The 3,773-nt window shown below is 71.6% G+C and carries 3 protein-coding genes; all 3 read left to right on the top strand.

All coding sequences use genetic code 11. The annotated features are described in order from the left end of the window. Positions 1-2,199: vitamin B12 dependent-methionine synthase activation domain-containing protein (locus ACF1ED_RS37225; protein WP_391767801.1), on the top strand; the 2,199-nt coding region annotated here is incomplete at its 5' end. Next, the gene (gene metF, locus ACF1ED_RS37220) at positions 2,196-3,059 is read left to right on the top strand and encodes a methylenetetrahydrofolate reductase [NAD(P)H] (protein ID WP_391767800.1); all 864 of its coding nucleotides are present in this window, start codon (positions 2,196-2,198) and stop codon (positions 3,057-3,059) included. The genes ACF1ED_RS37225 and metF, both read left to right, overlap by 4 nt. After that, a partial coding sequence (locus ACF1ED_RS37215) for an adenosylhomocysteinase (RefSeq protein ID WP_391767799.1) occupies positions 3,052-3,773 on the top strand: 722 nt, incomplete at its 3' end. The genes metF and ACF1ED_RS37215, both read left to right, overlap by 8 nt.

Genomic DNA, 3,773 nt, shown 5'->3' with positions numbered 1-3,773 from the left:
CGGGCGGGCCTGGAGAAGCTCGGCGGACGCGCGGTCATCAACTCGGTCAACTACGAGGACGGCGACGGCCCCGAGTCCCGCTTCGCCAAGGTCACGGCGCTGGCGCGGGAGCACGGCGCCGCGCTGATGGCGCTGACCATCGACGAGGAGGGCCAGGCCCGGACGGCGGAGAAGAAGGTCGCGATCGCGGAGCGCCTGATCGAGGACCTCACCGGCAACTGGGGCATCCGCGAGTCGGACATCCTCATCGACACCCTGACCTTCACCCTCTGCACCGGTCAGGAGGAGTCCCGCAAGGACGGCGTCGCCACGATCGAGGCGATCCGCGAGCTCAAGCGCCGCCACCCGGACGTCCAGACGACCCTGGGCCTGTCGAACATCTCCTTCGGCCTCAATCCGGCCGCCCGGCTCGTCCTCAACTCGGTCTTCCTGGACGAGTGCGTGAAGGCCGGCCTGGACTCGGCCATCGTCCACGCCTCGAAGATCCTCCCGATCGCCCGGATCGCCCCCGAACAGGTCGAGGTGGCGCTCGACCTCATCCACGACCGGCGGCGGGACGGCTACGACCCGCTCCAGCGGCTCCTGGAGCTGTTCGAGGGCGCCACCGCCCAGTCCCTCAAGGCCGGCAAGGCCGAGGAGCTGGCCGCGCTGCCGCTGGAGGAGCGCCTCAGGCGCCGGATCGTCGACGGCGAGAAGAACGGCCTGGAGGCCGACCTCGACGAGGCCCTCGCCGGGCGGCCGGCCCTGGAGATCGTCAACGACGTGCTGCTCGACGGCATGAAGACGGTCGGCGAGCTCTTCGGCTCGGGAAAGATGCAGCTGCCGTTCGTGCTCCAGTCCGCCGAGGTCATGAAGACCGCGGTCGCCCACCTCGAACCGCACATGGAGAGGTCCGACGCCGACGGCAAGGGCACGATCGTGCTCGCCACCGTCCGCGGCGACGTCCACGACATCGGCAAGAACCTCGTCGACATCATCCTCTCCAACAACGGCTACGACGTCGTCAACATCGGCATCAAGCAGCCCGTCTCCGCGATCCTGGAGGCCACCGAGGAACACCGGGCCGACGTCATCGGCATGTCCGGCCTCCTGGTGAAGTCCACGGTGATCATGAAGGAGAACCTGGAGGAGCTGAACCAGCGCGACCTCGCCGCCAAGTACCCGGTGATCCTCGGCGGCGCCGCCCTGACCAGGGCCTACGTCGAGCAGGACCTCCACGGGATCTACCGGGGCGAGGTCCGCTACGCCCGGGACGCCTTCGAGGGCCTGCGCCTCATGGACGCGCTGATGGCCGTGAAGCGGGGCGTCCCCGGAGCCGTACTGCCCCCGCTCAAGCAGCGGCGGGTGCCGAAGCGGGAGGTGCCGCTCCAGGTGCGGGAGCCCGAGCCCGGCGGCCGCTCCGACGTCGCCACCGACCACCCCGTGCCCGAGCCCCCCTTCCTGGGCACGCGGGTCGTCACCGGCATCCCGCTGGCCGAGTACGCCCCCTGGCTGGACGAGGCGGCGCTCCTCAAGGGCCAGTGGGGGCTCAAGGACCCCGCGACCGCCGGGACGGAGGGCCGGCCCCGGCTGCGCGCCCTGCTGGACCGGGTCGAGCGCGAGGGCCTGGCGGAGGCGGCCGTGGTGTACGGCTGGTTCCCGTGCGTGTCCAAGGGCGACGACCTGATCGTCCTCGACGAGGACGGAGGCGAGCGGACCCGCTTCACCTTCCCCCGCCAGCGGCGGGGCCGCCGCCTCTGCCTCGCCGACTTCCACCGCGCCGAGGACTCGGGGGAGGTCGACACCGTCGCCCTCCAGGTCGTCACCGTCGGCTCCCGGATCGGCGAGGAGACCGCCCGCCTCTTCGCCGCCGACGCCTACCGCGACTACCTCGAACTCCACGGCCTGTCCGTGCAGCTGGCCGAGGCGCTGGCCGAGTACTGGCACGCGCGCGTCCGCGCCGAGTGGGGCATCGCCGGAGCGGACCCGGACGGCCTGGCCGGCATGCTCCGCACCGAGTACCGGGGCTGCCGCTACTCGCTGGGCTACCCCGCCTGCCCCGACCTGGAGGACCGCGCCAAGATCGCCGAACTGCTCCGGCCGGAACGGATCGGGGTGCACCTCTCCGAGGAGTTCCAGCTCCACCCCGAGCAGTCCACCGACGCGATCGTCGTCCACCACCCGGAGGCGGGCTACTTCAACGCGGGAGGCCGCAGGTGACACCCACGTACTCCTTCGAGTTCTTCCCGCCGAAGACCGACCGGGGCGAACGGGCGCTGTGGGACGCGATCCGCCGCGTGGAGGCGCTGAGACCGGACTTCGTCTCGGTCACCTACGGCGCCGGCGGCTCCTCCCGGGACCGGACCGTCGGGGTGACCCAGCGGATCGTCACCGAGACCACCCTCCGGCCGGTCGCCCACCTCACCGCCGTCGGCCACTCCGTCGCCGAACTGCGGGCGATCATCGGCGCCTACGCCGACGCGGGCGTGAAGGACGTGCTCGTGCTGCGCGGCGACCCTCCCGGCGACCCGCGCGGCCCCTGGACCCCGCACCCGGACGGCTACCGGTACGCGTACGAACTCGTCGAACTGGTGCGGTCCCTGGGCGACTTCCGGATCGGGGTGGCCGCCTTCCCCGAGGGCCACCCGCGCTCGTCCGACCCGGAGAGCGACCTCGCGCACTTCGTCGCCAAGTGCCGGGCCGGCGCCGACTACGCCCTCACGCAGATGTTCTTCGACCCCGAGGACTACCTGCGGCTGCGCGACCGGGTCGCCGCCGCAGGCTGCGACGTCCCGATCATCCCGGAGATCATGCCCGCCACCGACGTCCGCCAGATCCGCCGCTTCGCCGAGCTCTCCGACGCCGCCTTCCCCGAGGAACTGGCGCACCGCCTGGAGGCCGCGAAGGACGACCCGGCACGCGCCCACCGCATCGGCGTCGAGCACGCGACGGGCATGGGCCTGCGCCTCCTCGACGAGGGCGCCCCGGGCCTGCATTACATCACCCTCAACAAGTCGACGGCGGCCCTGGAGATCCACCGGGCCGTCCTCAGCGCCAGGAGAGTCGCAGCCCATGTCTGATGTCACCGCCGCCCCGTTCACCGACTTCAAGGTCGCGGACCCGTCCCTGGCCGGTTTCGGCCGCAAGGAGATCACCCTCGCCGAGCACGAGATGCCCGGCCTGATGGCGATCCGCCGCGAGTACGCCGAGGCGCGGCCGCTCGCCGGCGCCCGCATCACCGGCTCCCTCCACATGACGGTCCAGACGGCCGTCCTCATCGAGACGCTGGTCGCCCTCGGCGCCGAGGTCCGCTGGGTGTCCTGCAACATCTACTCCACCCAGGACCACGCCGCCGCCGCGATCGCCGCCGCCGGCATCCCGGTCTTCGCCTGGAAGGGCGAGACCCTGGAGGAGTACTGGTGGTGCACCGAGCAGGCCCTCACCTGGCCCGGCGGCGAGGGCCCGAACATGATCCTGGACGACGGCGGTGACGCCACGCTCCTCGTCCACAAGGGTGTGGAATACCGGAAGACCGGCGTGCTGCCGGAGGCGGAGAACGAGGAACTGGCCGTCGTCCGCGCCCTGCTGGAGAACAGCCCGCTGGACTGGCCGGCGCTCGCCGCCTCGATCCGGGGCGTCACGGAGGAGACGACGACGGGCGTCCACCGCCTCTACGAGATGCACCGCGAAGGGCAGCTCCTCTTCCCGGCGATCAACGTGAACGACGCCGTGACGAAGTCGAAGTTCGACAACAAGTACGGCTGCCGTCACTCCCTGATCGACGGCATCAACCG

Source organism: Streptomyces sp. NPDC014656 (assembly GCF_043084305.1).
GTDB lineage: Bacteria > Actinomycetota > Actinomycetes > Streptomycetales > Streptomycetaceae > Streptomyces.
Note: the sequence above shows the minus strand (reverse complement) of the source record. Positions and strands in the feature narration are given on the sequence as shown.